Origin of the sequence: Pseudomonas sp. Ant30-3 (assembly GCF_000690905.1) — a bacterium.
Classification (GTDB): Bacteria; Pseudomonadota; Gammaproteobacteria; order Pseudomonadales; family Pseudomonadaceae; genus Aquipseudomonas.
On record NZ_JMCL01000042.1, the window covers coordinates 1 to 23,127 of the forward strand.

Below are 23,127 nucleotides of genomic sequence, written 5' to 3' on the forward strand. Positions count from 1 at the left end.
GGTGGTAATCCAACGTGGGAGCGGGCCTGCTCGCGATTGCGGTGTGCCAGTCACCTTTGTTCAAGCTGACACTGCGCAATCGCGAGCAGGCTCGCTCCTACAGGTTTTTCGGTGCACATCGTATGTGGGACCGCCCTGGCTCCAGAGTGGGAGCTAGCCTGCTGGCGATAGCTATGGTTCAGACACCGCCGATCTCAACCGAACACCCCTCCCCCAATCCCCGTATAATCGCCGCTTTTCCCCCGAAGGCACCCCGCTCGTGGCAGACAAACGGTATAGCTGCATTGGTTTGTATAACCCTAAATCACCGGAAAACGTTGGCTCGGTAATGCGCGCCGCCGGCTGCTATGGCGTGGCGTCCGTGTTCTATACCGGCAAGCGCTACGAGCGTGCTGCCGACTTTGTCACCGACACCAAGCGGGTCCATTACGACATCCCGCTGATCGGCATCGATGACCTGAAAAAAATCTTGCCGCTGGGCTGCGTTCCCGTTGCAGTGGAACTGGTCGAAGGCGCTCGCTCGCTTCCCGAGTACACGCACCCGGACCGCGCGCTGTACATTTTCGGCCCGGAAGACGGCTCGCTGGATAAAGAGATTCGTGACTGGTGCGAAGACGTCGTCTACATCCCGACCACCGGTTGCATGAACCTGGCTGCCACGGTCAACGTCGTGCTTTACGATCGCATGGCCAAAGGCCTGAATACCCGCTCCGGGGCAAAATTTCGCTGAGCAACGAATATTCGATGGAACAAGCCGCCCGCCGCAGCAGTCAGCTTAATTATCTATTCTTGTAGCAGCCCTTTTCGCCAGGAGACAGATCATGACCGACTTCAAACGCGTAGAACCTATCGAATCCACTCCGTTTCAGACTCATTCCGAGCGCAACGTCCACGGCTGGGAACGCGCTGGGTCTCTGGCGGGTGGCGTGGTGATGATGGGCAAAGGCCTGCGCCGCGGCGGCATTTTCGGCCTGATTCAGCTCGCAATCGGAGGCGTGGCACTGGCACGTGGCATTACCGGCCATTGCTCGGCCAAGAGCCTGCTGGAAAAGAGCCGTCATGAGATGAACACCGTGCGCGCGAAAATCGAACGAGCTGGTGATGATCTGACCCGATTGAAGGCAAACGCGGAAGCGGCGACCAGCACTGCGACAGTCACCGGCAATGATTCGCTGACTTCGCCCAAAACCGGCATTTAAGACAAAAAAGATCGCAGCCTGCGGCAGTTCCTACAGGGATTTAACGCCCCAGTGTAGGAGCTGCCGCAGGCTGCGATCTTTTGATCTGTCACTGGATCAGATTGCTGTGCAGAACCGCCGATGAGCTTCCTAGAACACTTTCGGCGAGCCCAACGAATGCCTCCGTGTCCACATTCTCCAGTCTCATCGCCCCGCGCATCACATCATCCAGTGATCGCTTGTTGCGTGTCTTCAGGCGGATCTCCCTATCCAGTTCCTGCAGCAGCAACACTGCTTTGGCCACCTGCCCCGCATCAACCTGCTCCCCGCGCAACGAGCTGACCGTGCGGCTGTCCTTGGCCATCCTCGCCTTCAGGCTTTCATAGCGCTCATCACTCATGCCCCCGGCACGGCGCAGCAATTCGATGGCGTAGTATTCGGCCAGCCCCTTGCTGATCCAGTCGCTGCGATGTTCATCGTTAACCCGGCCCACTACCTGCACCAATTCACGCAACAATGCGCTGCTGCCACTTTCGCTGACCAATGGCAAACGACTGTTCAGATAGACCGATTCCCGCCCGGCCAGGCTGCCGCGCCACATCGGATCATTGGCGCCAACGATCAACAGTTTTCCAGGATGGCGCGGGAACACCGCCTGCACTTGCGGCCAGACAAAGGTCAGCAGGGTCAGCACGTCCATGCGCCGCATGCCCTGCCCACGCGGCGATGCGACCGTGATCTCGGTTTCCGCGAGACGCGTGCGTCGGGTGCCCAAATGACCGGCCAGCATCCAGCCCGTGGGGCGATCAAACAGGCGCGAGACATTGTCGATGCGGAAGCGATTCTTGCCAATTCGCGGCCAGGCGGTTTCGACACTTTTCCAACCGCCGGGTAATTCGAACTCCAGGCGCGACACCAGCTCAATGCCGTCCTGTTGATCAAGCCGGGCCGGCGGGACCAGATCCTCGCCGCGCATCAACGCCCAGTTCGATGTCATGCGTGTGTCGAAGCTACCGTTTTTACGGCCATGGCTGATATGTACGCGGTAGGTCAGGCTGGCCTTGTCGACAGCTGGCTGCCAGACACCGCGCGTTGACTTGCCCGGCGAGAGTTGCCATTGGCCGTCAGCGTTGAAATCGCTGTAACGACTGCCATCGCCCAGATCAAAATCCAGGCTTCTGACCGCCGAGCCTTGCGCCAGGGTCAGGCGCACTTCCGCCTGATCGCTTTGCGGCAACAAACGTACGTGGTAATCCAGATCGACCTTTTTCGCCGCCCACACCGACGAGCACATGGCCAACAGCGCAGCGGCCAACCCCAGCCGTAATCCCACAGCCATATACACTCCGTTGTAAATTTCAGCCCGCGCGGAATATCAGGTGGTCTTCCCAATCGTCTTCGGCCACGCTGCCTTCGGCGAGCATGCGTCCTGATTGTGAAATTCGTTCGTGGTGCACGGCGTCGCGATCGCCGCAGACCAGGTGATGCCACAGCGGCAGATCCTTGCCTTCGCTGACTAGCCGGTAGCCGCAGGTCGGCGGCAGCCATTTGAATTCATCGGCCTTGCCCGGGGTGAGCTGAATGCAGTCAGGCACGAAATCCCGACGGTTCGGGTAATCGCTGCACTGGCAGGTTTTCAGATCGAGGAGTTTGCAGGCGATGCGCGTGTAATAGACGCTGTTGTCGTCTTCATCCTCGAGTTTTTGCAGGCAGCACAGGCCACAGCCGTCGCACAGCGATTCCCATTCCTGCTGATCAAGTTGATCGAGGGTTTTGCGTATCCAGAACGGTTCGACTTTGGCGGCCATGGTTCGAGCATCAACATCAAGGTGGTGAAAAGGCCGCCAGTCTAGTGCCTGGGCCCGTGTCGGCAAAAGATTGGCGACTGCCGGTAAACTCGGCGATGGAAAAGAGCCTTCAATACCCGCGATTGAAATCCACTTCGCCTCGCAACGCTTCGCCCGCCTGATGCGCCCGCAGATTCTCGACAAACAGCTTCACCATCAAAGAGGGCGAGGTCGGTGCCGAGCTATGGCCGGTCAGCAGCAATCCCCAAGCCGTCCAGAACGGATGGCGTTGCGGCAACGGCTCCTGCCGGCAAACGTCAATGACCGCGCCCGCCAGATGCCCTTCTTTCAAGGCTTCGACCAGATCCGCATCGACCACCGCGACGCCGCGCCCGACGTTGATGAACAACCCGGTCGGCTTGAATTGCTTAAACAGCGCCGCGTCGTACAGGTCGTGAGTCGTCGGTGTGTTCGGCAGCAGATTGATCACATAATCCACCTCACCAACCAGACGCGGCAGATCGGCCAGCGTTCCCACTTCGACAAATGGCGCCAGCTCTCGCGCTTCGCTGGCAATACCGTACAACTCGACGCCGAACGGCAGCAAAAAGCGCGCGACGGTCTGGCCGATGTCCCCGGTGCCAACGATCAAAACTTTGCGCCCGGTCAGGCTCTGGCCCTGGCGACTGTCCCACTTGCGCTCAACCTGGCTGACCAGACGCGGCAGCACCTCGCGCTCATGGCCAAGCATGTAGGTCAGCACGTATTCGGCCATTACCTGACCAAAAATTCCTACCGCCCGTGTCAGGCGATAATGCCGTGGCAAGCCATCGGCCAACAGCGGCGTAATGCCGGCCCAGGTCGACTGCAGCCATTGTGGCTGGTGCCCCTGACGCAGCAGGGTGGCCAGCAAGTCCGGCTGACCCAGCCAGATCGGACAATCCGCTGCCTGACGAGCCAGCTCGGCAGAATCACCGCTGGTGAGGACTTCCAGATCGGGTGCTGCCTGGCGCAGCAATTGGGCGTACACAGGGTGATCGTGTTCAGCAATCAGAACGCGCATGGTTCAAACCTTTCAAAAGCAGTGCAAACGGCCGCCGGCGGAGCAGCGCTCCAGCGCAGCGGCCATCGCCAAAATCATTCCAGTGTTTCAGGCAGATTCTGAACAGAACCTGTCTGCCGATCACATCGGATCGTTGCGCCGCAGCAATTCTTCCGGCAAGTGCTCAATGTACTCGTCCTCGGCCGGCGGCATTTGCAGGTGGTAGCCCTGCTTCTCGAGGTTTTCCAGGACCACGGTGATGTCCTCCCGCGACAGCTTGCGCTCAGGCGTCAGCACCAGATCGAAGGCGTGATGCGGTTTGCCGAACGCGGCCATCAGACTTTCCGGAACGCGCTCCAGTGCATCGCTTTTGAGCACATAGAGGTACATCTCGTTTTTCTTCAGGCTTCGATAGATGGAGCAAATACGTTTCAAGGCTGTTCTCCGGGGGTGGCCAGGCTGTCGAGCAGCGCTTGGCCCATCAATTCGCGGCGCCAGCCACGCAGCGAATCAGGCAGTTGGTAAGGACCGTCGGGGAAGCCGCTCTTGAGCAAGGCTTCCAGGGTTTTCTTGCGCAGCATCAGTTCAGGCGCGATATTCAGGCGCTCGGCTTCGGCCTGACCGATTGCGCGCAGTTGTTTGACTACCGCAGCGGCTTCCACCGGCAACGGCTCCGGCACAGCGGCCGGCCATTGCTCAGGCGGTACATTACCGGAGCGTTTGATCAGATCCAGCAGAAATTCACCGTCCTGACGCACGGTGCGCGGGTGCATGTCTTCGATTTTTGCCAGTGCGCCGAGGTTGTCTGGCTGAGTTCGCGCGAGCGGCCACAGCGAGTGCTCGCGCACGATGCGGTTGCGCGGCAGATCACGGGCGCGGGCTTCACGCTCGCGCCAGGCGCAAAGTTCACGCAGCACGGCAAGTTGCGCGCGGGATAGCTTCCACGCGAGTTTGGCGTCGCGGTAGACCTCGTAGGGATCGACCTCACGACGCAGGTTGGCGACCAGCTCGCCGCCGTCTTCCAGGACCCATGCGTATTTGTCGTCAGACAATTTCGGACGCAGCTGTATGAAAACTTCCGCAAGGTGCAAAGCATCTTCGGCGGCGTAGCTGATCTGCGTTTCCGACAGCGGACGTTGCAGCCAGTCAGAGCGGGTCTCGCCTTTGGGCAGGTCGATGCCGAGCACTTCCTGCACCAGCCGCGAATAACCCATGGAGAAACCGAGGTTCAGGTAAGCGGCGGCCAGCTGCGTATCGAACAGCGGCGCCGGCAGGCTGCCCGTCAGGCGCAACAGCACTTCAAGGTCTTCGCTGCACGCATGCACGACTTTGACGACAGCCGGATTTTCCAGGAGAGCCGACAACGGTTGCCAGTTATCGATGGTCAACGGGTCGATCAGGTAAGCGCGTACGCCATCGCCAATCTGCAGCAGGCCTGCGATCGGGTAAAAGGTGTCGACCCGCATGAATTCGGTGTCGAGGGCAACGAATGGCAGCTGTTGCCACTCGGCGCAAAACTGACCGAGGCTATCGTTGTCGCGAATCCAGTGAATATCGATGGCCACACGGCTCTCCCTTGAAGAATGGCGCGCAGTATATATCGCTACCGACGACTTCCGCGCGCCCACTCATTCATTCTTTGCCGCAGCCAGCGAGCGTGCCTGGAACGTTTCAGGCCTGATGCAGATACCAGCGCCAATCCTGCTCACCGACTTCGCCCATGAACTGTCGATACTCTGCTCTCTTCACGGCCAGATACACGCCGAGGAATTCACTGCCAAACGCTTCCCTCGCCCAGCTCGACCCTTCCAGTGCGCGCAGGGTGGTCAGCCAGTCGGTCGGCAACAATTCCGTAGCCTGGGCGTACCCGTTACCTTCAACGGGCGCACCCGGGTCGAGCTGTTCGCGGATGCCGCGATGAATGCCGGCCAGAATGGCTGCCGCCGCCAGATAAGGGTTGGCGTCGGCCCCGCAGATGCGGTGTTCGATATGCCGGGAGAACGCCGGACCGCCGGGCACGCGCAAACTCACGGTGCGGTTGTCCACACCCCACGTGGCCGCCAAGGGCGCATAACTGTTGGTCTGAAAGCGCCGGTACGAGTTGGCGTTAGGGCAGAACAATAGCAACGAATCGAGCAAGGTGCTGAGCATGCCGCCCACCGCCTGCCTGAGCAGCGGTGTGCCATCCAGCGTTTCGCTGGCAAACAGATTGTTGCCGTCCTTGTCCGCGAGGCTGACGTGCATGTGCATGCCGGTGCCCGCCAGATCATCAAATGGTTTAGCCATAAAACATGCGGTCATCCCGTGTTTATGCGCCACACCTTTGACCAAGCGCTTGTAGCGCACCGCTTCGTCCATCGCTTGCAACGCATCGCTGCGATGTTCCAGGGTGATTTCAACCTGCCCCGGCGCGTATTCGGAAATCGCCGTGCGCGCCGGAATGCCCTGCAATTTGCAGGCACTGTAGAGATCGGCGAGGAACGGTTCGATCTGTTCCAGTTCACGCAAGCCATACACCTGTGTCCCGCGAGGCCGGCCGCCATCAACGTCCCGCGCCGGTTGCGGCCGGTCGTTGCTGTCACGTTGTTGATCGAGCAGGTAAAACTCCAGCTCCGCTGCCATGACCGGGTAGTAACCATCGGCCTGAAGCCCTTCGATGACGCTCGCCAACAAATGGCGCGGGTCGGCGATGGTTGCCGGCATGCCCTCCTTGGGGTGCATGCTCACTTGAACGGCTGCAGTGGGAATCAGGCGCCAGGGCATGCGCGTCAAACTGCCGCTGATCGGGTACGCCCGGCAATCGATATCGCCGACATCCCAGACCAGGCCTGAGTTTTCCACGTCGTCGCCATTGATCGTCAGGCCGAGAATGGTGCTCGGCAACGGCCGCCCGCTTTCATACACCGCCAGCAATTCATCTCGATGCAACAGCTTGCCCCGAGGCACGCCGTTGTTGTCGATGATAAACAGCTCGAACATTTCGACATCGGGATGCTGCTCAAGAAAAGTCAGGGCTTCTTGCTTTGTGGCGAAGGAGGTCGTGGCGCAACTCATGGGAATTCTCTGCTTGATACGTCAGGCATCTGCACAACGCGATGCCGAGTTGTCCGGCGCTCGGCGCGGGACCTGTAGGACCACTCAGTGGAGAAGACAGGAATCGGGTGGGCGCGCGTGGCGACAGTGCCACAACGCCCAGAAGGCGAGCTCGGAGGGTAAAGCGACTGGACAAGCGTCCATAGGGAAAACCGCAGCAGGCAGATGAGCTGCAGCGTCACACGGAGAGATGAGTCGTTAAAGCGGGATTTGAAGAACCTTGGTTGAGCAATGACTAAACAAATGTCGAAACGTGGAGTAAAGCATTCACTTGGCACCATCGTTTCGTTTACGATCAGCTACACCACTTGCGCATGAAGCGCGATGACCTAGCGGGACAGAATGGATGCTGAACAGTAACTTGCTTAGAAAACTCGACATGCAAGACTTCCTGGTCTTCCTCGCCGTGCATGAGCAACGCAGCGTGACCAGTGTGGCAGACACGCTATGTGTCAGTCAGTCAACCGTCAGTTACTGCCTGAAGAAGCTTCGGAACAGTTTCGAAGATGAACTGTTCATCAATACTCGCGCGGGCATGCGACCGACCCCCAAGGCCTCCGCCATGTATCCCCACGTTTTGAAAATGATCGAATGCATCAATCTGTGTCACGCCGGGACGTAGTCGTTCGTCCTGACGCGACAACGGGGGCAAGGCTTGCAGCTCAGTGCCCGATAGCCACTTTGCTGTAAGACTCGCGATCAATGTCCAGCAGTTCCACCGCCAGCTGGACCTCGACGCCTGCAGGCCACTGACAAAGATCCTGCACCACCGCCAGCAGGCTCTCGGACAACTGCTTTTTGATCTGCGGCGAGCGTCCGCTAAGCAAAGCGAGCTTCACGTGCACAAACGCGCGCTCGCTCATCGCAGTGCCGACCTTGAAAGTTTCAAGCTTCACCGCACGGCTCTTGATGTCGAATTCGGCAGCAAATTGTCCAGAAGCCACCAGCGCATTATTCAGCCTGATCAATGCCACATCGGCATTCAGATCAGACAGATTGGCGGTGTATTCCATGTGCAGATGAGGCATGAGTCGGCTCCTTAAATTGGGTGGAAGGGGCGTACATATAACACAGCATTGCCGCGATCACTCGGGCAACGGCAAGACGGCACGCTCACTCATGAAACTTTCAAGGCGCGAGCGCAGCCAACGTTCAGCGGGATCGGTGTCGACGTGACTGAGCCAGACCATGGACAAATCCAGCGTCGGCGTTTTGAACGGGAACGGCTCCTTGAACAGCAGACCGGATGTGGCCATGGCAGCGGCGGTGTAATCCGGCAGGCTGGCAATCAGATCAGTACCGGCGAGCAAGGCAGGCAACGCGCTGTATTGCGGCACCGACAGCACCACCTGGCGTGTCCGCCCGATTTCCGCCAGCCATTCATCGGCGTAGCCGCTGACATTGGCGGTGTGAGAGACCAGCACGTGCGGGCGTGAGCAATATTCATCGAGCGTCAACGGCGTGTCAGAGGCATCGGCACGCAACACACTGGGCTGGATATGCCGCAACAATTTTCGCTTGGCATTGGCCGGCAAACCGCGTGTCTGGCTGATCCCTACGGTTATATCACCTGAGGCGAGCAAATCCGGAATCCGCCAATAATCGACATGCTGCACCACGAACACCACTTTGGGCGCCTCCTGACGCAGCGCTCTCAGCAAGGGCGGCAGCAGTCCGAATTCGACATCGTCCGACAGCCCGATGCGAAACGTCATGGTGCTGCTGGCGGGGTCAAAATCATGGGTCAGGCTCAAGGCAATCGACAACGAGTCCAGCGCCGGCGACAGATACTGAATCAACTCCTCTGCCCTGGCCGTCGGCTCCATGCGGTGGCCGACGCGAATGAACAGCGGGTCATTGAACATCGTGCGCAAGCGGTTTAAAGCCGAGCTGATGGTTGGCTGACCGAGAAACAGTTTCTCCGCCACCCGCGTGACGTTGCGTTCATGCATGAGTGTTTCAAACACCACCATCAGATTGATATCGGCCTTGCGAAGCTCGTTGCGATTCATCCGTTAACCCCATCCCAGAACTACCGACAGTTTAGGTAAGCGGCGCAAGTGGCGTCTATGCGACCTAAACAGTAGATCTTCAACCCGATGAGAGGGTCATGAAAAAGCTGCTCAATCCGAGCAGCTTTACGGTGTTCAATCTAGATTTCCTTGATAGGTGTCTGTTCCTGAGTTCCCTTGATCAAGCTGATGGCGTGCACGCAATCCGCCTTGTTGATGTAGGACTCGCCGCTGGCAATCGTCTCATGATTGCCAGCCCTCAGACGCCAGCGCCACTGGCCTTGTCCTGTCCTGGGGGTGCCTCGGGTTTGCCGATAAATCTCAAAATACATGGTTCGCTCCTTGCGATAGGTAATGACTGCAGATCGGGACCTGCCAACCCAGAGTAGATGACGTTTTGAGGAGGCAAGGACATTCAATGTCAGGGAATATTTCGCCCTGCATAGCAGCTTCTGAGGAGTAACCAGTAGGCACGAGGCCTGGAGAAAAGCATGACAGGCGGGAGTAACTTTTCCAGGGAACAGGCTTATCTTTCCTACGCAGTTGCAATGGTTCGGCTGACGCCCTATTAGTCGAATTCCGCCATGCGGCGGCTTGAAAAAATGCTCTGAACAAGTCGGGCGGAAACGAAGAAGCCCCGTAGATTTTCATCTACGGGGCTTTCTGTGCCTGGCCAAATAGAAGCCTAGGTGAGTGACTCAAAAATTAATCATTTTCCTGCGTCAATCTTGATCACCCCAGCAATTTGTTTGAGCAACCTTATAACGCACACGGCGTATCCTAGCGCAGCGAATAGAAAAACCACTGCGCCACCAGCCCCCACTTTCACCCAAACAAATGATGAGCAAATGCAAAACACCGCAACCACAGTTAAGGAAAAAACAACGAAGCACTTCAAGAAAGGCTTCAAATTAAAACGTTTGCTCAGATAAATCGCCAAACTGTAGAACGGTAAGACGAATAACGTACCTACCGCAGCAACAACCAGCAGAAACATCGATGCAGGACCATCTTCACCAGCCGAATAATTCAGACTATGGATAAAAACTGCCACCCAAGGAATCAAAGTCACTACGTTAAATATCAAAATCGAGAAAACGGAGTCTGTTTCCATAACATTGTTTTGGGCTGCCAATGCATCGTCCTCACTTGAAATTAACGACTAAAAAGACAAAAGGGGCGACTGCATTGATGTTAAGTGGTGGCAACGTCACTCCATTAGCCATGATACCCTCCTTGGGTTAAATAATGAGCCCGCCATTTAACGGCGCCCGCCAACTAGATAATCACCACACCAAAAAAATCGCAATGCGAAACCGCGCATAAAAATGTACGAAACGTCCTAACAAACTGTAGCCCGCGCACACCTTTAGTCTCAGCGTCCGAGCTGCCCCGTATTGCGGCTGAATCCTTAATTCGCTTAACAACAGGCTCACATTCGAACTCAAGCTGTTGCTCAATCAGAAACATCGGCTTGCTATTCGCCCATGCGTCATGCGTTGGATGATTTCTCCTCAACGTGGCGCTGTATTCCTAGTTGCTGCAATGAGCTATCGCCAATCCTGGAAAACTAAGTAACTCGACTATGACTAGACTCAAAATAATTCCTTGTTCCATTCCGTAATGGTGACAGTTGCTCAGGATAGCGGTGCGCCAGAAGCCCCTGCCCTATGATCGATGCGCATGCTCACTCAGAAACAGAAACGCGTAAGACAGAATTCGAGTGAATCACGGCCAGAGCTGCGGGTGAACCTGACAAAACCGTAATCTTTCGCTCAGCCTTCTGAAAGGTTGTACCCATTACCCTCTTCATCGAACTTGGCAGTATCTCCTGCTTGCTCTGTCATCCGACTGACTGGAACAAAGCGCCATGCAACCTGAAACATCAAGACGAACCTTCGTAAAGGGACTCGCCGCCGCCGGGATCCTCGGTGGCCTGGGGCTGTGGCGCACACCAGTCTGGGCAATCACCAGCCCCGGCGAGGCGCATGTCCTGGCCGGTACTGATTTCGACCTGTTCATCGGCGAAACCCCGGTCAACATCACCGGCAACCCGCGCACCGCGATGACCATTAATGGCGGCCTACCCGGGCCCCTGCTGCGCTGGCGTGAAGGCGACACGGTCACGTTGCGAGTGAGGAACAAACTCAACGCCGACACCTCCATTCACTGGCACGGCATTCTGCTGCCGGCCAACATGGACGGTGTGCCAGGGTTGAGCTTTCATGGCATTGAACCGGGTGGAATGTATGTCTATCAGTTCAAGGTTCGGCAGAACGGCACTTACTGGTATCACAGTCATTCGGGGCTTCAGGAACAGTCTGGCGTTTACGGCCCGTTGGTAATCGACGCCAGGGAGCCGGAGCCGTTCCAGTACGACCGCGATTACGTGGTGATGCTGACCGACTGGACCGACGAAGACGCAGTCGGCCTGATGCAGACGTTGAAAAAACAGTCGGATTACTACAACTACAACAAGCGCACCGTGGGCGACTTCATCCACGACGTCAGTGAGAAAGGTTGGGATTCCACGGTCGCAGATCGAAAGATGTGGGCCGAAATGAAGATGAATCCCACGGACCTGGCCGACGTCAGCGGCGCGACTTACACCTACTTGATGAACGGCCAGTCGCCTGACATGAAGTGGACGGGGATATTCCGGCCCGGCGAGAAACTGCGCCTGCGTTTCATCAATGGCTCCGCCATGACCTACTTCGACGTACGCATTCCCGGTCTGAAAATGACGGTGGTCGCCGCAGACGGTCTGCACGTCAAACCGGTGAGCGTCGACGAATTTCGCATCGCGGTGGCGGAGACTTTCGATGTGATCGTCGAGCCGACCCAGGATGCTTATACCTTGTTCGCCCAGTCGATGGATCGCACTGGCTATGCCTGTGGCACGCTGGCAGTGAAGAGGGATGTGTCCGCGCCGATACCACCCCTGGACCCGAGGCCTCTGGTGACCATGGATGACATGGGTATGGGCGGTATGGATCACGGTAGTACGGGCGGCGACATGGCGGGCATGGATCACAGCCAGATGACAGGCATGGATCACAGCGGCATGGCTGGAATGGGCGAAATGCAGTCCCACCCCGCGACGGAAAGCAACAACCCGCTGGTTGACATGCAAGCCATGAGCACTTCACCCAAGCTTGATGACCCTGGCCTCGGCCTGCGTGACAACGGTCGTCGGGTCCTGACTTACTCCGACCTGCGCAGTACCTTCGAAGACCCGGACGGCCGCGATCCCGGCCGCACCATAGAGCTGCACCTCACTGGGCATATGGAAAAGTTCGCGTGGTCATTCAACGGCGTGAAATTCTCCGATGCCGAACCGCTGCGCCTCAAGTACGGCGAGCGAGTCCGCATCGTGCTGGTCAACGACACGATGATGACTCACCCCATCCATTTGCACGGCATGTGGAGCGATCTGGAAGACGAAAACGGCCAGTTCATGGTGCGCAAACACACCATCGACATGCCGCCAGGCTCACGGCGCAGTTATCGGGTGACGGCCGACGCGCTCGGCCGCTGGGCCTATCACTGCCACCTCCTGTACCACATGGAAATGGGCATGTTCCGTGAAGTTCGCGTGGAAGAATGAGGCGCTACCCATGATCAGGATCACTCCGATTTCTTTGGCGCTCGTGACCGCGAGCCTGACACTTTCCCCGGCGATGGCCGCCACGGAAAACATGCAGAACATGGACCATACCCAGATGCAGGGCATGGACCACAGCCAGATGCAAAGTATGGACGATGGCCAAATGCAGCCTGCCGCGCCGACCGAAAGCCGCACGCCGATCCCGGCGTTGACCGATGCCGATCGCGCCGCTGTGTTCGTCAGCCCGGGGGGACATAACGTGCACGACTCCGCGCTCAACACTTACTTTCTCGCAGACAAGCTTGAATGGCAGGATGCCGATGCCGGCAGCAACCTGGCCTGGGATATCTCCGGCTGGGTCGGGGGAGACATCGACCGCCTGTGGCTGCGATCCGAAGGCGAACGCACCAACGGCAAGACCGAAGAGGCCGAAGTCCAGGCACTGTGGGGCCACGCCATCTCACCGTGGTGGGACGTGGTAACAGGCGTTCGGCAAGATTTCAAACCTGGCGCTTCCCAAACCTGGGCGGCGTTCGGCGTGCAAGGCATGGCGGTGTACAACTTTGAGACCGAGGCCACAGCGTTCATCGGTGAAGGTGGTCAAACCGCCGCGCGACTGGAAGGCGACTACGACATCCTGCTGACCAACCGACTCATTTTGCAGCCAACGGCCGAACTTAATTTTTACAGCAAAAACGACCCGCAACGAGGCATCGGATCCGGTCTGTCCAACACTGAAGCGGGCCTGCGACTGCGTTATGAAATCCGTCGAGAATTTGCGCCTTACATCGGCGTGACCTGGAACCGCACCTACGGCAAGACAGCTGATTATGCCAACGACGACGGCGAGGATCGTAATGAAGCACGACTCGTCCTTGGCGTTCGGCTGTGGTTTTAGAACGCGTCAACTTAACGATCACAATAAATACCGCTCGAAGCGGTGAGAGGTCTTGTATGCGCCCCATCAAAACCACCGTTGTTGCCGTCGCACTTTCCACCGGGCTGCTGCTGAGCACATTTGCTCAGGCGCACCCTAAATTGCTCTCTTCTACCCCGCAGGAAGGCGCGGACGGCCCGGCCCCCGGCAAGATCGAACTGCACTTTTCCGAAAACCTCATGACCCAGTTCTCTGGCGCGAAACTGGTGATGACCGAAATGCCAGGTATGGCCCACGGCCCGATGCCCATGAAGGCCAAAGTTTCCGGCGGCAGCGACCCGAAAACCATGGTTATAACGCCCCTCTCTCCTTTGCCCGCCGGTAGCTATAAAGTCGAATGGCGCGCAGTGTCATCAGATACTCACCCGATCACCGGCAACGTTACGTTCAAAGTGAAGTAATTGATGAGCGACTGGGCCAGCATTGCCCTGCGCTTCGGCTTGTACCTGGATTTGATGCTGTTGTTTGGCGTGGCGCTTTTCGGCTTGTATAGCCTTAAAGGACGAGAGCGCGTATCGGGTACCGTGTTGCCATTTCGGTCGCTGGTGAAGGGGACGTCGGCGCTCGGCGTGCTGGTGTCTGTCGCCAGCATGGTGATGATGGCGAGCTCCATGAGTGGAGAGTCAGATTTCGCTGAGCTGCGTCCACATATCGACATCATGGTATTTGAGACGGACGTAGGGCTGGCCTGCGTCGTGCGAATCATCGCGTTGATCGTTGGCGGTTTAGCGGTGATACCCCTTCAACGTGCGCCTGGCCTTAGCTTATCGGTCGCAGCTATTGCCGGGGGTGTCGCCCTCGCAAGTCTGGTTTGGAACGGTCATGGGGCGATGGATGAAGGCAGTCGTCGTTTTTGGCATTTTGCAACTGACATACTGCACCTGCTGGCAGCTGGAGCCTGGCTCGGCGCATTAGTCGCATTGGCCTGGATGGCAAGGCTCGACACGCTAAAAACCGAAGAGCGCATCAGATTGCTGGCTCGGGCCATCACCCGATTCGGATCGGTGGGCGCTTCGATCGTAGTCGTCATCTCGGTCACTGGCGTGGTGAACTATCTGTTCATCGTGGGCCCAAAACTCGAAGACGTATACCTCAGCACCTATGGAGCTTTGCTGATCACCAAAGTGGTGTTGTTTGCCGGCATGCTGGTGCTGGCCGCCTTCAACCGGTTTCACTTTGGACCGTCTTTGCAGCGGTCATTACGAAAGGACCAGTATCAGGCGGTTGCTAATTCGTTAAGGCGCAGTGTGTGGGTTGAATTATCGGCGGCGGTTTTAATTGTGGGGCTAGTGGCATGGCTGGGAACCCTGAGTCCCGAAATGGCCATAGCATCCCTAAACGAAAAAACCCCGTAACTCATTGAGTTACGGGGTTTTTCTATGTATGGCGGAGAGATAGGGATTCGAACCCTAGGTACCGGTGAAGGTACAACGGATTTCGAATCCGTCCCATTCGGCCACTCTGGCATCTCTCCAACGGCGCGCATCATAACAACACTTTTGCCGGAAGCGAACCCCCCAAGCGAAATTTTTCCGTGCTATCAGATGCTTGCGTCGATTAAAGCGGTACGCCCAGACGATTGGCGACTTCTTCGTAGGCTTCGATAACGTCACCGAGGCCCTGACGGAAGCGGTCCTTGTCCATTTTTTTGCCGGTGGCCTTGTCCCACAGACGGCAGCCGTCCGGGCTGAACTCGTCACCCAGGACGATGGAGCCGTCGGAGAACACGCCGAATTCGAGTTTGAAGTCGACCAGCAGCAGGCCGGCGTCGTCGAACAGTTTGCTCAGGACTTCGTTGACCTTGAGCGACAGTTCTTTCATGCGAACCAGTTGCTCGGCAGTGCCCCAACCGAACGCCACAACGTGGGATTCGTTGATGAACGGGTCGCCCTTGGCGTCGTCCTTCAGGAACAGCTCGAAGGTGTAAGGGTTGAGCTTCATGCCCTCTTCGACACCCAGGCGCTTGACCAGACTGCCGGCAGCATAGTTACGCACAACGCACTCGACCGGGATCATGTCGAGCTTCTTCACCAGGCATTCGTTGTCGCCCAGCAGTTTGTCGAATTGGGTCGGCACGCCGGCGGCTTCGAGTTTCTGCATGATGAAGGCGTTGAACTTGTTGTTGACCATGCCTTTGCGATCGAGCTGCTCGATGCGCTTGCCGTCGAACGCCGAAGTGTCGTTGCGAAACAGCAGGATCAAGCGGTCAGCGTCATCGGTCTTGAAAACCGATTTGGCTTTGCCGCGGTAGAGTTCTTCACGTTTTTCCATGATGGGCTCCGCTTGCTAAGTAGGTGGGCTAGGCGATGTGGCGCCAGTCGAGCCCTGAATCTTGATCGGCCAGTTGCAGCCAGTCCGGGTCGCACCCGAGGGTGTCGACAAAACATTGCCGGGCCAGCTGCGGCAGGTTGTTCTTGCTGCTTAGATGGGCCAGGACCAGGTGTTGCAGGCCTTGCCAGCCCAACTCGGCCACCAGGAATGCCGCCTGATGGTTGTTCAGATGTCCGTGTTCGCCGCCTACCCGCTGCTTCAGAAAGTACGGATAGTGACCGCGAGCCAGCATGTCACGGCAATGGTTGGACTCGATCATCAGCGCATCGAGGTCACGATAGCCGTTCAACACTCTGTCGCAATAAGAGCCAAGATCAGTCAGCAGGCCGAAGCGCCGCTCACCGTCACTGAACACGTATTGCGTCGGCTCCTGCGCATCATGGGCCACGGCAATGACGCCGATGTCCAGGCTGCCGATCTGAAGTTGCTCGCCGCCTGCGAGCAGGCCGGCCGGTTCAATCGGTTTGCGCATCCCGCGCAGGGTGCCGCGGCTGAGGTAGACAGGCAGATTGTAGCGCCGAGACAGTAAACCCACGCCATGCACGTGATCGGCATGTTCGTGGGTCACGAGTATCGCGCTCAACTGCGCTGGGTGAACACCCAGGCGCAGCAAGCGTTTTTCGGTTTCCCGCAGGGAGAAACCACAATCCACCAGCACGTACGTATCAGCACTGGCTATCAGCGTGCCGTTCCCTTGGCTACCGCTGCCGAGAACGGCAAAACGCATGTGATCAGCCCAGGTTGTCCTGAATCACGCTCAACACTCTGCGCGCTACGTCAGCCGGCGCCACGGTGTTGATGTTTTTCTCGACGGTGACCTGAACGTTTTCACCTACCTTGCTCAGGCGAACCTGATAACGCTCGGCGCGGGCTTCAACTTCTTCCTTGTTCGGCGCACTGCCGAACAGGCTGCTGAAGAAGCCGGGTTTGTCGTCGGCTTTCTCGGCTTTTTCGGCAAGGTTAATGTAGTAGAGACCCAGGCTGCGGTTGATGTCTTCAACGCGCCATTCACCCTGTTCCAGCGCGCGACCTACGCTCGACCACGCACGATCCAGATCAGGACCGACGTTCAGAACCGGGTTGCCGCTGCCGTCTTCGCTCAGGCTGACGCGACTTGGCGTATCGAAATCACGCGAAGCCAGCATCGACACCGAACCGCCCTGCTCCGAAACACGGCTCATGCTCGCGAGCATGTCATCGACCAGTGCCGCGTCGAGGCCGGTGTTGACCGAGCGGTTGGTGAAGGCCACATCGGCAGTGCTGCCTGCAGGACGTTCAGCGGTCACCACGTAGATTTCACTGGTGTTGCGCTGCACGCCCGGCTCGATGCGAACGCGAGCACGCACCTCGCTGTCAGTGCTGACACCGGCTGCGCTCAGACGCTTGGCCATGGCAGCCGACAACTCGTCGGAGTGCTGCCAGGTGGTAGTGAACTCACCGGTCTGCGGACGCTGCTCGTCCAGACGGAAACCGTTGTCCTGGAAGAACTGCACGGCCACTGGCCAGGTTTCGGCCGGAGGGTTTTGCGCGACGATCCAGCGAGTATCACCGCTCTTCTGCAGCGAGTAGGCGCTGGCATCGGCGCCCGCGGTCAACGGCTGCGGACGCGGCACGATGTACTCGCCCTTGACGCTGTCATCGGCAACGTTGCGCGGGATAGGCAGCAAGGGATCCAGACGTTTGGCAGTGCTCACGTCCGTCGGCAATTGCATGGGTGCAGTCTGTTGCGCTTCCAGGTAGTCGCTACCCCGGTCACGGAAATAACCTTCCGGGCCCCAGACCCATCCGCAGCCACTGGTGCTGGAGATAATCAAGGCAAGTGCGGAAAGTCCGGCCAATCGCTTCATGCGTCGTATTTCCTCAATTAAACCAGGACGCTGCACTGGCGCAGGGCCGTGCGAAGCGTTTCATGACAAGGTGCGCTCAGCCAGGTCAGCGGCAGGCGAATGCCTTCGTGCATCAGGCCCATTTCGACCAAAGCCCACTTCACCGGAATCGGGTTGGCTTCGATGAACAGATCTTTGTGCAGCGGCATCAGTTTTTCGTTGATGGCCCGTGCGGTATCGGCGTCGCCCTTGAGCGCGGCCTCGCACAGGTCGGCCATTTCGCGCGGAGCGACGTTGGCGGTGACGGAAATGTTGCCCTTGCCGCCCAGCAGGATCAGTTCGACAGCGGTCGGATCATCGCCGGACAGCACGATGAAGTCCTCGCTCACGCCATCGATGATTGCCTGGGCACGCTTCAGGTCGCCAGTGGCTTCCTTGATGCCGATGATGTTCGGCACGGTAGACAGGCGAATCACGGTCTCGGCCTGCATGTCGCAAGAAGTGCGGCCGGGAACGTTGTAGAGAATCTGTGGAATGTCGACCGCTTCGGCAATGTGCTTGAAGTGCTGGTACAGACCTTCCTGAGTCGGCTTGTTGTAATAAGGAACAACCAGCAGGCAAGCGTCAGCCCCGGCTTCTTTGGCGTTGCGGGTCAGCTCGACGGCTTCGCGAGTCGAGTTGGCACCGGTGCCGGCGATGACCGGAATCCGCCCGTTGACCTGCTTGACTACCGCGCGGATGACGTCGATGTGCTCTTGCACATCAAGGGTGGCCGACTCGCCGGTAGTGCCGACCGCGACGATGGCATGGGTGCCGTTTTCAAGGTGGAAGTCCACGAGTTTGCTGAGGCTGTCCCAGTCAAGACGCCCGTGTGCATCCATGGGTGTGACCAGTGCCACCATACTGCCCGCAATCATGAAACCGCTCCTGCCGGAAAAAGAGAGCGGTAATGGTACTGGCGCCAAGATGCTTGCACAAGCAAAGTACTGCGCCGCCGCCATTCCCCTCGGCGTTGCTTTTCGCTACCCTTCAGACTTTGATCGGTACTGATCAGCTTGTTCGTCGGGTTACCGCCTCCCTTTTTGGCCTCCCAGGCCCCGTGCCAGCGTCGTATCAGCGCGCTCCTGCTATTAATGGAGCATGTCACGATGCACCACCGGGGTTTTCTGATCGGGCCTGCGCAGGCGTTGCCCGCAATCGTTGCTTCTCATCTACCGACCGCTCATCGCTTTAGGAATGCTGCATGTCCACCCCCACAGTCCGCGAACAATTCCTTGTCATCAGTGCCCTCGGCGCCAACCCCATGGAGCTGACTAACGTCCTGTGCCGCGCCAGCCATGAAAACCGCTGCGCCGTTGTCACTTCCCGCCTGACCCGTCATGGCGAATGCAGTGCGCTGGTCCTTGAGATTTCCGGCAGCTGGGACGCGCTGGCGCGCCTTGAAGGCAGCCTGTCGACCCTGGCCAAGAAACACGCCTTCACGGTCAACGTGGTGCGCAGCGCCGCCCTGGAGAATCGTCCTCAGGCGCTGCCTTACGTCGCCTACGTCAGCTCGGCCTACCGCTCGGACATCATCAACGAGTTGTGCCAGTTCTTCATGGACCACAACGTCGAGCTGGAAAACCTGACCTGCGATACTTATCAGGCGCCACAAACCGGCGGCACCATGCTCAATGCCACCTTTACCGTGACATTGCCGGCGGGCGTGCAAATCAGCTGGCTGCGTGATCAGTTCCTCGATTTTGCCGATGCGCTGAACCTGGACGCGCTGATCGAACCGTGGCGCCCACAGAACCCAATGTAAGGAAGCTCTAATGGCCGTTGCCATCGACCAACCGGTTGCCGACTTCGAAGCACCTGCCACCAGCGGGCAGACCGTCAGCCTCGCGAGCCTCAAAGGCAAGCAGGTGGTGATCTACTTTTATCCGAAGGACAGCACGCCGGGCTGCACGACTCAGGGTCAGGGCTTTCGCGATCAACTGGATGCGTTTAAAGCGGCGAATACCGAAGTGTTCGGCGTTTCCCGCGACAGTCTGAAATCTCATGAAAACTTCAAGGCGAAACAGGCGTTCACGTTTGAATTGATCAGCGACAAGGAAGAAGCGCTGTGTCAGTTGTTCGATGTGATCAAACTGAAGAAGCTGTACGGCAAGGAATACATGGGCGTTGATCGCAGCACGTTTTTGATCGACAAGGACGGCGTGCTACGCCAGGAATGGCGTGGCGTGAAAGTGCCGGGGCATGTGGATGCGGTTTTGGCGGCTGCTCAGGCGCTCAACAAGGCTTGATAGATGTGGCGTCTTCTCAGACGCCATCGGTCTCCCCGCGGATTTTTACAACAACGGCGCCACAACAGCCTCCCTGCGCGGCCACGCATCCAGCACAGCCTTGAACAAGGTCGCCAACGGAATCGCGAAAAACACGCCCCAGAAGCCCCACAACCCACCGAACAGCAGCACCGCGCAAATGATCGCCACCGGGTGCAGATTGACCGCCTCGGAGAACAGCAGCGGCACCAGCACGTTGCCATCCAGCACCTGGATGATCCCGTAGACCGCCATCAAATAGATGAACTGGTCACTCCAGCCCCACTGGAACAACGCGATCAGCAGCACCGGCACGGTCACCAGCACAGTCCCGACATACGGCACCACCACCGACACCCCCACCAGCAATGCCAACAGCGCCGCATAGTTGAGCCCGAGCACGACGAAACCAATGTAAGTCGCCCCGCCGCAGATGAAGATTTCGATGACTTTGCCGCGGATGTAATTGGCGATCTGCCGGTTCATTTCATGCGCGACCCGAGTGATCAGCGCACGCTCGCGGGGCAGATACCCACGCACCCATTCGCCGATGATCTGCCGATCCTTGAGGAAGAAGAACACCAGAATCGGCACCAGCACCAGGTAGATCATGATGTTGACCAGCAACGGCAGGCTCGACAGCGAAAACGTCAGCGCCCATTGGCCAAAGTTGCCGATCTCGCCCCTCGCCACTTCAATGGCGCGCAGTACCTGCTCATCCGACACCAGGTGCGGGTAGCGCTCGGGCAGCAACAACAACAGCGACTGCCATTTGGCGAGCATCCCGGGCAGCTCGTTAAACAGCGTGATCAGTTGATGCCACAACAACGGCACCACGACCACAATGAATACCAGCAGCACGCTCATGAACAATGCGAACACCAGGCCCACCGCCACGCCGCCCGGCATGCGCAGACGCTCAAGCGTCACCACCAGACCCTGCATCAAATAGGCGAGCACCATTCCGGCAAGCACAGGTGCCAACATGCCGCCCAAGGTCAGCACGGCGGTAAATGCCAGAACCAGCAGGACCGCCAGCACCACCGCTTCTTCATCGGAGAAATAACGCTGGATCCAGTCGCGTAATACTTTGAACATCAATAATCCTTATTCACGTACGCCGCAGAACTCAGGCTTTTTTCAACCAGTATCGGTAGACGCCCGCCTCGTCTTCTTCGCGCAGCAGCGTATGACCGGCCAATCGCGCGAAGGTGCGGAAGTCGCGCTGGGAGCCCGCGTCCGTGGCGATCACCTTGAGCACCGCGCCGCTGGCCATTCGATTGAGCTCCAGTTTGGCCTTGAGTAAAGGCAACGGACAATTCAGGCCGCTGGCGTCAAGTTCAGCGTCATGGGCTACAGCGTCGGTCATTGAATCACTCCGGGTCGGGGGTCGAGCCGCTTAGAATATCTGGTCCCGGGCGTACTGTCCGGCTACAGTAAGGTCTTTGTCGACTAAGGCTTTGTGCATGACTTTTCTGCGCCCTACCCTGCTGACGCTCGCTTGCCTGCTCGCCTCACCGGGCTTCGCCGACGACCTGCCGTCACTCGGCGATGCCAGTTCTGCCATAGTCTCGCCGCAACAGGAATATCAACTGGGTCGGGCTTGGCTTGCGCTGTTGCGCAGCCAGGTCTCCCAGCTCAACGACCCGCAACTCAAGGACTATGTCGAATCCAGTGTTTATCGACTGGTGGAGACCAGCCAGGTCAATGACCGGCGCCTCGAATTCATCCTGATCAACAGTCCACAGCTCAACGCCTTTGCTGCGCCGGGCGGGATTGTCGGGGTCAACGGGGGGTTGTTTCTCAACGCCCAGACCGAAGGCGAATTTGCCTCGGTACTGGCTCACGAATTGGCTCACTTGTCGCAACGGCACTTCGCCCGTGGCGTTGAAGCGCAACAGCGCATGCAGGTGCCGATGATGGCCGCACTGCTGGCGGGCATTGTGATTGCTGCGGCCGGGGCCGGCGATGCCGGGATCGCGGCGATTGCCGGCTCGCAGGCAGCCGCCATCCAGGAACAGCGACGCTTTTCGCGCCAGAACGAGCAGGAGGCCGACCGCATCGGCATCCTCAATCTGGAAAAAGCCGGGTACGACCCACGCTCGATGCCGAGCATGTTCGAGCGGTTGGCGCGGCAATATCGCTTCGATGCCAAGCCACCGGAATTCCTCCTGACTCACCCGGTGACCGAATCGCGGATCGCCGACACCCGCAACCGCGCTGAACAGGCCAAAGCAGGCGGTATCGAAGACACCGTGCGCTACCAGCTAATTCGTGCGCGGGTGCAACTGATCTACGAAGAAACGCCAGGGCTGGGTGCCAAGCGCTTCCGTGCGCAACTTGATGAAAATCCAAAAAACGATGTGGCCCGCTACGGCCTGGCCATCGCGCAGATCAAGGGCGGACAGTTGAACGAGGCTCGAGAAAACCTCAAGGTGCTGCTGGCCAAATCACCCAACGAGATTATCTACAACCTCGCCCAGGTCGATCTCGACATCACCAACAATCGCCTGCCCGATGCGCAATCACGAGTCGACCGCTTGCTGACGATGTATCCAGGCAATTACCCGTTGAATTCGGTTCGAGTGGATCTGCTGCTCAAACAGAACCGTGCTGCGGAAGCTGAAAAAGCGCTGGAAAACTTGCTTAAGAGCCGCCCGGACGACCCGGACGTCTGGTACATGGTCGCGGAAACTCGTGGCCTGTCGGGCAACATCATTGGCCTGCACCAGGCCCGTGCCGAGTATTTTGCATTGGTCGGCGATTATCGCCAGGCAATTCAGCAACTGGACTTTGCCAAGCGCAAGGCCGGTACCAACTTCCCGCTGTCCTCGCGCATCGATGCGCGTCAACGTGAATTGATGGACCAGGAGCGCATGGTCAAGGACATGATGGGCTGACACTTTCGCGAAGACAAAAAAAACCGCCTCAATCGAGGCGGTTTTCGTTTGACCTGCAACCGGATTATTCAGCCAGTTTGAAGGTGATGAAGCTGGCGCGACCTTGAC

The 23,127-nt window shown here is 58.2% G+C and carries 25 protein-coding genes, 1 tRNA gene and 1 pseudogene; 10 read left to right on the plus strand and 17 right to left on the minus strand.

All coding sequences use genetic code 11. From position 1 onward, the window contains the following. The first annotated feature begins 259 nt into the window (after positions 1-259). A complete protein-coding gene (locus DU29_RS0111595) occupies positions 260-730 on the plus strand; it encodes an RNA methyltransferase (RefSeq protein WP_010462134.1) in 471 nt (156 codons plus the stop codon). 91 nt (positions 731-821) lie between these two features. After that, positions 822-1,199, plus strand: a complete 378-nt coding sequence (locus DU29_RS0111600) for a YgaP family membrane protein (protein ID WP_028621855.1) — start codon at positions 822-824, stop codon at positions 1,197-1,199. Positions 1,200-1,287: 88 nt separating this feature from the next. On the opposite strand, the gene DU29_RS0111605 is transcribed toward DU29_RS0111600, so the two are convergent. From DU29_RS0111605 to DU29_RS0111630, 6 genes are all read right to left on the minus strand, one after another. Beyond that, positions 1,288-2,517: a hypothetical protein gene (locus tag DU29_RS0111605; RefSeq protein ID WP_028621856.1), complete on the minus strand. Its 1,230-nt coding sequence runs from the start codon at positions 2,515-2,517 to the stop codon at positions 1,288-1,290. Positions 2,518-2,536: 19 nt separating this feature from the next. Then, complete coding sequence (locus tag DU29_RS0111610) at positions 2,537-2,986, minus strand: YcgN family cysteine cluster protein (RefSeq protein ID WP_028621857.1); 450 nt, start codon at positions 2,984-2,986, stop codon at positions 2,537-2,539. A 109-nt stretch (positions 2,987-3,095) separates the two neighbouring features. Beyond that, positions 3,096-4,028 (minus strand): D-2-hydroxyacid dehydrogenase, encoded by a 933-nt coding sequence (locus DU29_RS0111615; RefSeq protein WP_028621858.1) that lies wholly within the window; start codon positions 4,026-4,028, stop codon positions 3,096-3,098. A 120-nt stretch (positions 4,029-4,148) separates the two neighbouring features. After that, a complete protein-coding gene (locus DU29_RS0111620; protein WP_007898694.1) occupies positions 4,149-4,442 on the minus strand; it encodes a YcgL domain-containing protein in 294 nt (97 codons plus the stop codon). Then, positions 4,439-5,572: a ribonuclease D gene (rnd, locus tag DU29_RS0111625; protein ID WP_028621859.1), complete on the minus strand. Its 1,134-nt coding sequence runs from the start codon at positions 5,570-5,572 to the stop codon at positions 4,439-4,441. The genes DU29_RS0111620 and rnd overlap by 4 nt, the downstream gene beginning before the upstream one ends. A gap of 106 nt (positions 5,573-5,678) precedes the next feature. Then, a complete protein-coding gene (locus tag DU29_RS0111630) occupies positions 5,679-7,061 on the minus strand; it encodes a glutamine synthetase family protein (protein ID WP_028621860.1) in 1,383 nt (460 codons plus the stop codon). Positions 7,062-7,446: 385 nt separating this feature from the next. Here DU29_RS0111630 and DU29_RS0111635 point away from each other — a divergent pair. After that, positions 7,447-7,716: pseudogene (locus DU29_RS0111635) on the plus strand (LysR family transcriptional regulator); the annotation flags it as partial. Between the two features lie 46 nt (positions 7,717-7,762). Here the strand turns inward: DU29_RS0111635 and DU29_RS0111640 are convergent. The 4 genes from DU29_RS0111640 to DU29_RS0111655 all read right to left on the minus strand — a co-directional run bounded on the left by DU29_RS0111640 (position 7,763) and on the right by DU29_RS0111655 (position 10,247). After that, positions 7,763-8,128 (minus strand): 5-carboxymethyl-2-hydroxymuconate Delta-isomerase, encoded by a 366-nt coding sequence (locus DU29_RS0111640; protein ID WP_028621862.1) that lies wholly within the window; start codon positions 8,126-8,128, stop codon positions 7,763-7,765. Positions 8,129-8,185: 57 nt separating this feature from the next. Continuing rightward, positions 8,186-9,112, minus strand: coding sequence for a LysR substrate-binding domain-containing protein (locus tag DU29_RS0111645; RefSeq protein WP_028621863.1), 927 nt, complete (start codon positions 9,110-9,112; stop codon positions 8,186-8,188). A 140-nt stretch (positions 9,113-9,252) separates the two neighbouring features. Continuing rightward, positions 9,253-9,444 carry a YegP family protein gene (locus tag DU29_RS0111650; RefSeq protein WP_028621864.1) on the minus strand — a complete coding sequence of 64 codons (192 nt, stop codon included), beginning with the start codon at positions 9,442-9,444 and terminating at the stop codon, positions 9,253-9,255. Between the two features lie 377 nt (positions 9,445-9,821). Then, positions 9,822-10,247, minus strand: a complete 426-nt coding sequence (locus DU29_RS0111655; RefSeq protein WP_152635539.1) for a hypothetical protein — start codon at positions 10,245-10,247, stop codon at positions 9,822-9,824. A gap of 735 nt (positions 10,248-10,982) precedes the next feature. Between DU29_RS0111655 and DU29_RS0111660 the strand changes: the two genes are divergently transcribed. The 4 genes from DU29_RS0111660 to copD are packed head-to-tail and all read left to right on the plus strand — an operon-like array spanning position 10,983 to position 15,011. After that, positions 10,983-12,719, plus strand: a complete 1,737-nt coding sequence (locus tag DU29_RS0111660) for a copper resistance system multicopper oxidase (RefSeq protein ID WP_028621866.1) — start codon at positions 10,983-10,985, stop codon at positions 12,717-12,719. Positions 12,720-12,729: 10 nt separating this feature from the next. Beyond that, the gene (locus tag DU29_RS0111665) at positions 12,730-13,617 is read left to right on the plus strand and encodes a copper resistance protein B (protein WP_028621867.1); all 888 of its coding nucleotides are present in this window, start codon (positions 12,730-12,732) and stop codon (positions 13,615-13,617) included. 56 nt (positions 13,618-13,673) lie between these two features. After that, on the plus strand, positions 13,674-14,057 hold the full coding sequence (gene copC, locus DU29_RS0111670) for a copper homeostasis periplasmic binding protein CopC (protein ID WP_028621868.1): 384 nt from the start codon (positions 13,674-13,676) through the stop codon (positions 14,055-14,057). A 3-nt stretch (positions 14,058-14,060) separates the two neighbouring features. Further along, entirely contained in the window at positions 14,061-15,011 is a 951-nt protein-coding gene (gene copD, locus DU29_RS0111675) for a copper homeostasis membrane protein CopD (RefSeq protein WP_028621869.1), read from the plus strand. A 29-nt stretch (positions 15,012-15,040) separates the two neighbouring features. Here the strand turns inward: copD and DU29_RS0111680 are convergent. The 5 genes from DU29_RS0111680 to dapA form a co-directional block, all read right to left on the minus strand. Next, a tRNA-Ser gene (locus DU29_RS0111680) sits at positions 15,041-15,130 on the minus strand. Between the two features lie 83 nt (positions 15,131-15,213). Then, positions 15,214-15,927, minus strand: coding sequence for a phosphoribosylaminoimidazolesuccinocarboxamide synthase (gene purC / locus DU29_RS0111685; RefSeq protein ID WP_008034929.1), 714 nt, complete (start codon positions 15,925-15,927; stop codon positions 15,214-15,216). Between the two features lie 28 nt (positions 15,928-15,955). Then, positions 15,956-16,714: an MBL fold metallo-hydrolase gene (locus DU29_RS0111690; RefSeq protein WP_028621870.1), complete on the minus strand. Its 759-nt coding sequence runs from the start codon at positions 16,712-16,714 to the stop codon at positions 15,956-15,958. Positions 16,715-16,718: 4 nt separating this feature from the next. Then, positions 16,719-17,834, minus strand: coding sequence for an outer membrane protein assembly factor BamC (gene bamC, locus DU29_RS0111695; RefSeq protein WP_028621871.1), 1,116 nt, complete (start codon positions 17,832-17,834; stop codon positions 16,719-16,721). Between the two features lie 17 nt (positions 17,835-17,851). Then, on the minus strand, positions 17,852-18,730 hold the full coding sequence (gene dapA, locus DU29_RS0111700) for a 4-hydroxy-tetrahydrodipicolinate synthase (RefSeq protein ID WP_028621872.1): 879 nt from the start codon (positions 18,728-18,730) through the stop codon (positions 17,852-17,854). 326 nt (positions 18,731-19,056) lie between these two features. On the opposite strand from dapA, the gene DU29_RS0111705 reads away from it, so the two are divergent. Beyond that, entirely contained in the window at positions 19,057-19,617 is a 561-nt protein-coding gene (locus DU29_RS0111705; RefSeq protein WP_028621873.1) for a glycine cleavage system protein R, read from the plus strand. 10 nt (positions 19,618-19,627) lie between these two features. After that, positions 19,628-20,101, plus strand: a complete 474-nt coding sequence (locus DU29_RS0111710) for a peroxiredoxin (RefSeq protein WP_028621874.1) — start codon at positions 19,628-19,630, stop codon at positions 20,099-20,101. 45 nt (positions 20,102-20,146) lie between these two features. Here DU29_RS0111710 and DU29_RS0111715 read toward each other — a convergent pair whose 3' ends face one another. Both DU29_RS0111715 and DU29_RS0111720 read right to left on the minus strand, forming a co-directional pair. Then, positions 20,147-21,217 carry an AI-2E family transporter gene (locus tag DU29_RS0111715; protein WP_028621875.1) on the minus strand — a complete coding sequence of 357 codons (1,071 nt, stop codon included), beginning with the start codon at positions 21,215-21,217 and terminating at the stop codon, positions 20,147-20,149. Positions 21,218-21,248: 31 nt separating this feature from the next. Further along, a complete protein-coding gene (locus DU29_RS0111720) occupies positions 21,249-21,488 on the minus strand; it encodes a sulfurtransferase TusA family protein (protein ID WP_028621876.1) in 240 nt (79 codons plus the stop codon). A 97-nt stretch (positions 21,489-21,585) separates the two neighbouring features. Here DU29_RS0111720 and DU29_RS0111725 point away from each other — a divergent pair, with 97 nt between their 5' ends. Then, complete coding sequence (locus DU29_RS0111725; protein ID WP_028621877.1) at positions 21,586-23,019, plus strand: M48 family metalloprotease; 1,434 nt, start codon at positions 21,586-21,588, stop codon at positions 23,017-23,019. Positions 23,020-23,127 lie beyond the last annotated feature (108 nt).

What these genes read in the sequence shown, in the direction of transcription:
- DU29_RS0111705 (WP_028621873.1), top strand. Translation starts at nt 19,057, where the DNA reads ATGTCCACCCCCACAGTCCGCGAACAATTCCTTGTCATCAGTGCCCTC.
- DU29_RS0111660 (WP_028621866.1), top strand. Translation starts at nt 10,983, where the DNA reads ATGCAACCTGAAACATCAAGACGAACCTTCGTAAAGGGACTCGCCGCC.
- copD (WP_028621869.1), top strand. Translation starts at nt 14,061, where the DNA reads ATGAGCGACTGGGCCAGCATTGCCCTGCGCTTCGGCTTGTACCTGGAT.
- DU29_RS0111640 (WP_028621862.1), bottom strand. Translation starts at nt 8,128, where the DNA reads ATGCCTCATCTGCACATGGAATACACCGCCAATCTGTCTGATCTGAAT.
- DU29_RS0111645 (WP_028621863.1), bottom strand. Translation starts at nt 9,112, where the DNA reads ATGAATCGCAACGAGCTTCGCAAGGCCGATATCAATCTGATGGTGGTG.
- DU29_RS0111650 (WP_028621864.1), bottom strand. Translation starts at nt 9,444, where the DNA reads ATGTATTTTGAGATTTATCGGCAAACCCGAGGCACCCCCAGGACAGGA.
- purC (WP_008034929.1), bottom strand. Translation starts at nt 15,927, where the DNA reads ATGGAAAAACGTGAAGAACTCTACCGCGGCAAAGCCAAATCGGTTTTC.
- DU29_RS0111630 (WP_028621860.1), bottom strand. Translation starts at nt 7,061, where the DNA reads ATGAGTTGCGCCACGACCTCCTTCGCCACAAAGCAAGAAGCCCTGACT.
- DU29_RS0111690 (WP_028621870.1), bottom strand. Translation starts at nt 16,714, where the DNA reads ATGCGTTTTGCCGTTCTCGGCAGCGGTAGCCAAGGGAACGGCACGCTG.
- DU29_RS0111665 (WP_028621867.1), top strand. Translation starts at nt 12,730, where the DNA reads ATGATCAGGATCACTCCGATTTCTTTGGCGCTCGTGACCGCGAGCCTG.
- DU29_RS0111600 (WP_028621855.1), top strand. Translation starts at nt 822, where the DNA reads ATGACCGACTTCAAACGCGTAGAACCTATCGAATCCACTCCGTTTCAG.
- DU29_RS0111710 (WP_028621874.1), top strand. Translation starts at nt 19,628, where the DNA reads ATGGCCGTTGCCATCGACCAACCGGTTGCCGACTTCGAAGCACCTGCC.
- DU29_RS0111725 (WP_028621877.1), top strand. Translation starts at nt 21,586, where the DNA reads ATGACTTTTCTGCGCCCTACCCTGCTGACGCTCGCTTGCCTGCTCGCC.
- DU29_RS0111605 (WP_028621856.1), bottom strand. Translation starts at nt 2,517, where the DNA reads ATGGCTGTGGGATTACGGCTGGGGTTGGCCGCTGCGCTGTTGGCCATG.
- copC (WP_028621868.1), top strand. Translation starts at nt 13,674, where the DNA reads ATGCGCCCCATCAAAACCACCGTTGTTGCCGTCGCACTTTCCACCGGG.
- DU29_RS0111720 (WP_028621876.1), bottom strand. Translation starts at nt 21,488, where the DNA reads ATGACCGACGCTGTAGCCCATGACGCTGAACTTGACGCCAGCGGCCTG.
- DU29_RS0111610 (WP_028621857.1), bottom strand. Translation starts at nt 2,986, where the DNA reads ATGGCCGCCAAAGTCGAACCGTTCTGGATACGCAAAACCCTCGATCAA.
- bamC (WP_028621871.1), bottom strand. Translation starts at nt 17,834, where the DNA reads ATGAAGCGATTGGCCGGACTTTCCGCACTTGCCTTGATTATCTCCAGC.
- DU29_RS0111615 (WP_028621858.1), bottom strand. Translation starts at nt 4,028, where the DNA reads ATGCGCGTTCTGATTGCTGAACACGATCACCCTGTGTACGCCCAATTG.
- DU29_RS0111715 (WP_028621875.1), bottom strand. Translation starts at nt 21,217, where the DNA reads ATGTTCAAAGTATTACGCGACTGGATCCAGCGTTATTTCTCCGATGAA.
- dapA (WP_028621872.1), bottom strand. Translation starts at nt 18,730, where the DNA reads ATGATTGCGGGCAGTATGGTGGCACTGGTCACACCCATGGATGCACAC.